General features: G+C 69.8%; 7 protein-coding genes and 3 pseudogenes. 3 read left to right on the top strand and 7 right to left on the bottom strand.

Annotated features, from left to right (window positions below):
* The 4 genes and pseudogenes from R6V09_RS44795 to R6V09_RS44780 all read right to left on the bottom strand — a co-directional run.
* Positions 1-257: pseudogene (locus R6V09_RS44795) on the bottom strand (ATP-binding protein); the annotation flags it as partial.
* 239 nt (positions 258-496) lie between these two features.
* Entirely contained in the window at positions 497-820 is a 324-nt protein-coding gene (locus tag R6V09_RS44790) for an STAS domain-containing protein (RefSeq protein ID WP_317887230.1), read from the bottom strand.
* A 154-nt stretch (positions 821-974) separates the two neighbouring features.
* Complete coding sequence (locus R6V09_RS44785; RefSeq protein ID WP_043683080.1) at positions 975-1,823, bottom strand: 3-hydroxyacyl-CoA dehydrogenase family protein; 849 nt, start codon at positions 1,821-1,823, stop codon at positions 975-977.
* A gap of 135 nt (positions 1,824-1,958) precedes the next feature.
* Positions 1,959-2,494, bottom strand: a pseudogene (locus tag R6V09_RS44780) (TetR/AcrR family transcriptional regulator); the annotation flags it as partial.
* 87 nt (positions 2,495-2,581) lie between these two features.
* On the opposite strand from R6V09_RS44780, the gene R6V09_RS44775 reads away from it, so the two are divergent.
* The 3 genes and pseudogenes from R6V09_RS44775 to R6V09_RS44765 all read left to right on the top strand — a co-directional run bounded on the left by R6V09_RS44775 (position 2,582) and on the right by R6V09_RS44765 (position 4,492).
* Complete coding sequence (locus R6V09_RS44775; RefSeq protein WP_317887231.1) at positions 2,582-3,262, top strand: ATP-binding cassette domain-containing protein; 681 nt, start codon at positions 2,582-2,584, stop codon at positions 3,260-3,262.
* Positions 3,263-3,272: 10 nt separating this feature from the next.
* Positions 3,273-3,891 (top strand): annotated as a pseudogene (locus R6V09_RS44770) (ABC transporter permease).
* 13 nt (positions 3,892-3,904) lie between these two features.
* Positions 3,905-4,492, top strand: coding sequence for a cob(I)yrinic acid a,c-diamide adenosyltransferase (locus R6V09_RS44765; RefSeq protein WP_317887229.1), 588 nt, complete (start codon positions 3,905-3,907; stop codon positions 4,490-4,492).
* Here the strand turns inward: R6V09_RS44765 and R6V09_RS44760 are convergent.
* The 3 genes from R6V09_RS44760 to R6V09_RS44750 form a co-directional block, all read right to left on the bottom strand.
* A complete protein-coding gene (locus R6V09_RS44760) occupies positions 4,489-4,692 on the bottom strand; it encodes a hypothetical protein (RefSeq protein WP_317887228.1) in 204 nt (67 codons plus the stop codon). The genes R6V09_RS44765 and R6V09_RS44760 overlap by 4 nt on opposite strands.
* Positions 4,692-5,081 carry a hypothetical protein gene (locus R6V09_RS44755; RefSeq protein WP_317887227.1) on the bottom strand — a complete coding sequence of 130 codons (390 nt, stop codon included), beginning with the start codon at positions 5,079-5,081 and terminating at the stop codon, positions 4,692-4,694. The genes R6V09_RS44760 and R6V09_RS44755 overlap by 1 nt, the downstream gene beginning before the upstream one ends.
* 50 nt (positions 5,082-5,131) lie before the next feature.
* The coding region (locus R6V09_RS44750) for a sensor histidine kinase (RefSeq protein ID WP_317887226.1) at positions 5,132-5,445 on the bottom strand (314 nt) is incomplete at its 5' end.

Below are 5,445 nucleotides of genomic sequence, written 5' to 3'. Positions count from 1 at the left end.
GTCTCGGCGCGCGCGGCGGCGGTGAGCTTGGCCGGCCGGCCGGGCCGCTGTCCGGGCGGGCAGACCTCGATCTCGCTGCCGTCGACGGGGTTGACGGTGAGCAGGAAGTCGCCGGTGACCAGCTGCACGGTGCGGGCGAGTGCGGGTGTGTGCTGGCCGAAGTCGGTGGTGAGGGGTTCCCGGGGCGGGCGCTGGCGCGACGACGTGTCGTCGCCGTCCTGGCCGTACTCCTCGGGTTCCCGGTTGATCGGGTCCATAGGTCCAAGCCCCCCAAAAGCGTCGTGTGCGGGTCGACAGGACCCAGGCCCCTCCCGGCCTTGCTGCACACCGCGCTGTCGCTTCTGGTCCGGGCCCGCTCGAAGGGTTGTCACAGAGCGGGCGACCGAACCCTAAACCTTCGCACAGTATCTACGACAGCCCGGGGTACCGCGCCGTCCGAGACATCACAGTCTCGTGAGGATTGTGCGCGGCCGACGCCACACCCTGGGAGCCGATGTCACACCCTGGGCAGGGACTCCGCTCCGATCCCGCCCTCGATGGCGAGGATGCGGTGCAGCCGGGTGGCCACGAGCAGGCGCTGCATCTGCGGCGGTACGCCGCGCAGCACCAGGCGCCGGCCGCAGCGGCCGGCCCGTCGATGGGCACCCATGATGACGCCGAGGCCGGTGGCGTCCCAGGAGTCGAGCTCGGACAGGTCGAGTACCAGATCGCCGACTCCGTCGTCGACGGCCGAGTGCAGGACCGTACGGGCGTCCGCCGCGCTGCGGACGTCGAGGCGGCCCCCGACGACCAGCTCGACGTGGTCGCCCCTGATGTACATATGCGCTCCCCGTGAGTGCGGTGGCGTACTCGGTGATATCGGCGAAGTCGGTGATGCAACCTCTGACTGCGTGAAGTGCCGGGAGGTTGCCGTCTGTGAGCGAACCGATACCGAATTCACCCCTGGGTGTGATGCCGCAGGGGCGTATGCGGTTTCAGTGCTTGTAGAAGCCCTGCCCGCTCTTGCGGCCGATGTCACCGGCGTCCACCATTCGGCGCATCAGCTCCGGCGGGGCGAACTTCTCGTCCTGTGACTCGGTGTAGATGTTGCTGGTCGCGTGCAGCAGGATGTCGACGCCGGTGAGGTCCGCGGTGGCCAGCGGGCCCATCGCGTGACCGAAGCCCAGCTTGCAGGCGAGGTCGATGTCCTCGGCGGTGGCGACGCCCGACTCGTACAGCTTCGCCGCCTCGACGACGAGCGCCGAGATGAGACGGGTCGTCACGAAGCCGGCCACGTCACGGTTGACGACGATGCAGGTCTTGCCGACGGATTCGGCGAACTCCCTTGCGGTGGCGAGGGTTTCGTCGCTCGTCTTGTAGCCGCGCACGAGTTCGCACAGCTGCATCATCGGCACCGGCGAGAAGAAGTGCGCGCCCACGACGCGCTCCGGACGCTCCGTCACGGCCGCGATCTTCGTGATCGGGATGGCGGAGGTGTTGGAGGCGAGGACGGCGTCCTCCCGGGCGATCTTGTCGAGCGCGCGGAAGATCTCGTGCTTGACTTCCAGCTTCTCGAAGACGGCCTCGACGACAATGTCCGCGTCGCCGACGGCGTCGAGGTCGGTGGTCGCCGTGATACGTCCGAGGGCCGCGTCGGCGTCGTGCGCCTCCAGCTTGCCCTTGCTCACGAACTTGTCGTACGAGGCCTTGATGCCGTCGGTGCCACGCTTCAGGGCTTCGTCGGTGACATCGCGCAGGACAACGTCCCAGCCCGCCTGCGCGGAGACCTGGGCGATACCGGAACCCATGAGTCCGGCGCCGATGACGGCAAGCTTCCGTGCCACTGTGCGACTCCCCTTTGAAACGCTTACAGCGTGTATCCGTATGCCTCTGGGCGGACACTAGCGAAGCCGCGGCGCTGTGTGACCGGTAAGTAACGCGCGTCACGTCTCATCTGACGGACATCACACCGGCGCGGGTCATTCGACCGCCCGTACGGCGTAGTTGAGGACGTTCTCGCTCAACAGGTCCTCGATGTCGTCGAGGAGGACCAGGGCCTCTCGTGACACTTCGCCCGGATTGCGCTCCTTGACCATCTGGCGGCCGATCACACCCATGACGGTGCTGTGCACCCAGCCGAGCTGACCGGCGATCAGGTGCGGCATGGGGTCGTCGTCCGCGGCGCCGGTCTCCTCGCGCAGGGCCGCCTCAAGGTTGGCCTGAACCTCCTGACCGATCGCCCACAGCCGCGAGCGCAGCGCCGGCGCGTCCTCGATGACCCGAATGAAGGCGGCGTACCCGGGCATCAGCCCGACCCGCGGCGAGACCGCCTCGATCTCCTCGCGCAGTTCGCGCAGGACGGCGACGGCGGCCGACTCCCCCTTGTTCCGGCCGCGCACCCGGCGGAGCGGTCGAGGAAGAGGTCCTCCTTCGCCGGGAAGTAGTTGTAGACGGTGTTGACGGAGACGTCGGCGGCGTCGGCGATCTCGGCGACGGTCACCGCGTCGAAGCCGCGCGGGTGCCTCCGGCAGGAGGACCAGCGCAGAATGCCGGGGTCGGGGTGCCCGGCACCCACAAGGGCGAGGTCGTCGGATACGGGTGCGTGCCGGACGGCTTCACCACACCCCTGCCCGCCGCTCAGGCCGCCCGCCAGGGCCCCGTGGAGGCCGTCCGCGGTATCGACCTCACCGTCCGCGAGGCCGAGATCCTCGGCTTCCTCGGCCCGAACGGCGCCGGCAAGACCACCACCCTGCGGATGCTCACGACCCTGCTCGCACCGACCGGCGGCACGGCCTCGGTCGCGGGCTGCGACCTGACGAGCGATCCGGTCGGAGTGCGGCGGGCGTGCGGATACGTGGCCCAGTCCGGCGGGGCCGACCCGAACATCGGAGTGCGGGAGGAACTCGTCACCCAGGGTCGCCCCTACCGTCTGACGAAGGATCAAGCAGCGGTACGTGCCGAGGAGTTGGCCCGCGATCTGGGCTTCGCCGACCTCCTCGACCACAAGGTGGGCGCACTCTCCGGCGGCCGGCGGCGGCGCCTCGACATCGCGATGGCCCTCACCCACGGCCCGAAGGTCCTGTGCCTCGACGAGGCCGACGCCCTCGCCGACCGTCTGGTCATCGTCGACAAGGGCGTCGTCGTGGCCGAGGGCACCCCGGGCGCGCTGAAGCTGCGGCACGGCGGCTCGATCGACGCGACGCTCCAGGAGACGTTCCTCGCCATCACCGGCCGCGCTCCCGCCCCGGCCGGCGCCGCCCCGTACCCGTACCCGTATCCGTAGAGGAACCCCGATGCTTCTCCACGACACCGCACTGATCTACGGCCGCTACCTCCGGCAGTCCCTCCGCTCCCGCTTCGCGCTGCTCTTCGGGGTGCTGATGCCGCTGCTGTATCTGCTGTTCTTCGGCCCGCTCCTGACGGGCCTGCCGCTCGGCGGGCGCGGCAGCTCATGGCAGGTGCTGGTGCCCGGGCTGCTGCTCCAACTCGGCCTGTTCGGCGCCTCGTACGCGGGCTTCACGATCATCATCGAGAAGAGCCAGGGGGTGGTGGAGCGGATGCGGGTGACCCCGGTGAGCCGTCTCACCCTGCTGACGGTCTCGCTCGGCTCGCTGTCGTACGCCGCCGCGATGAAGGTCGACACCCCTCAGGAGTTCGGCCCGCTCATCAACGCCATGACCATGCCCTCGATGCTGCTGTCCGGCCCGATGCTCCCGATGACCCTGGCACCGGCCTGGCTGGACGTGCTCTCGCACTTCATGCCGTTCCGCTATCTGGTCGACGCGGTGCGGGACGCCTGCGTCGGCTCCTACACGACGGCTCACATGCTGTACCGGGGTGCTGGTGGCGGTCGGCTTCGCCGTACTGGCCGTGACGGTGGGCACACGCGTGTTCCGAACGGCCGGGGCCTAACTACGCTGGCCACATGGTCAATCTGACGCGCATCTACACGAAGACCGGCGACAAGGGCACCACCAACCTCGGTGACATGAGCCGGGTCGCCAAGACCGACCTGCGGATCTCCGCGTACGCCGACACCAACGAGGCGAACGCGGTGATCGGCACGGCGATCGCCCTGGGCGGTCTCGACGAGGAGATCGTCAAGGTGCTCACCCGCGTCCAGAACGACCTCTTCGACGTGGGGGCCGACCTGTCCACACCGGTGGTGGAGAAGCCGGAGTTCCCGCCGCTGCGGGTCGAGGAGTTCTACGTCGACAAGCTGGAGGCGGACTGCGACCGCTTCAACGAGCAGTTGGAGAAGCTGCGGTCCTTCATCCTCCCGGGCGGCACGGCGGGCGCGGCCCTCCTCCACCAGGCGTGCACGGTCGTACGGCGGGCCGAGCGGTCGACGTGGGCGGCGATGGAGGTGCACGGTGCCCAAGGAGAAAAAGGCAGCATGAACCCCCTCACCGCGACCTACCTGAACCGCCTGTCCGACCTGCTGTTCATCCTGGCCCGCGCCGCCAACAAGGAGGTCGGGGACGTGCTGTGGGTGCCGGGCGGTGAGCGTTAGCGGCTCGCGTCCCGGGCCGCGTCCTTGTCGGCCTGGGTGAGCGCGGACTCGGCGGCGGCCACCTTCTGCTGCATCTCCGTGTATCCGGAAGGGGTGGCGGCCGAGGGGGACGTGTCCGCCGTGCTCCCGCGACCCGCCGTGCAGCCCGCGGTGAGCGCCGCCAGGAGGGCGATCCCGGCCGCCGCGGCCTTCGGGCGCATCAGCTCGCGCCCTCGTCGTTGCCCTGGCACCACGTCTTCACGTCGGTCAGGTCCTGCTGCCGCTGCCGAAGCGTCGGCAGCAGGGACCTGCGGAAGTCCAGCCGGTCCTGGAGGTACGTGGCGATCGCGTCGTCGCCGGCCGACTTGGCGTTGTCCACGCGCTGTTGCAGGCGGGCGATCGAACCGCGGGTGCCGACCCCGGCGTCGAGGCGTTTCAGGGCGCGGTCGATCCGGTTGTCGATCTTCGGCAGCCGCTTGCAGAGCGCCTGGGCGCCATCACCGGTCGGTGTCGGCGCGGGGCTGCTCTCGGCGGTGGCCGCCGTCGTACCGCCCGTCAGCAGGGCCGCCGTGGCGATCCCCACGAACAGGCGCTTTCCCCGTGCGTGCATGGCCTTCTCCGTTCCCGGACGGTCCCGTCGGCCGTCCGACGCGTCGGAGGCTAGGAAGCTTCTTTGGGGAAACTCTGTGACCGGTTTGCCCCGGCTGTGCCGATCAGCCAGTCGCGACGGCCGGGCAACTCCCCGCCGGTCGACGGCAGCCGCACCTCGAAGCGGGCGCCCATGCCTGCCGGGCCCTCCGTCACCGTCACGCTCCCCCGGTGCAGCGCCGCCTGCTGGGCCACCAGCGTCAGACCGAGCCCGGAGCCGGAGCTGTCGGGACCACGCCGGAAGCGCTCGAAGACGCGGGAGCGGGCCTCCGGTGGCACACCCGGGCCTTCGTCGTCGACCGTGATCACGACCTGCTCTCCCGCCC

The sequence above is a fragment of the Streptomyces sp. W16 genome (genome assembly GCF_033194735.1).
Classification (GTDB): Bacteria; Actinomycetota; Actinomycetes; order Streptomycetales; family Streptomycetaceae; genus Streptomyces.
The sequence above is the reverse complement of the archived record's forward strand: the minus strand, read 5'-3'. Positions and strand labels throughout refer to the sequence as shown.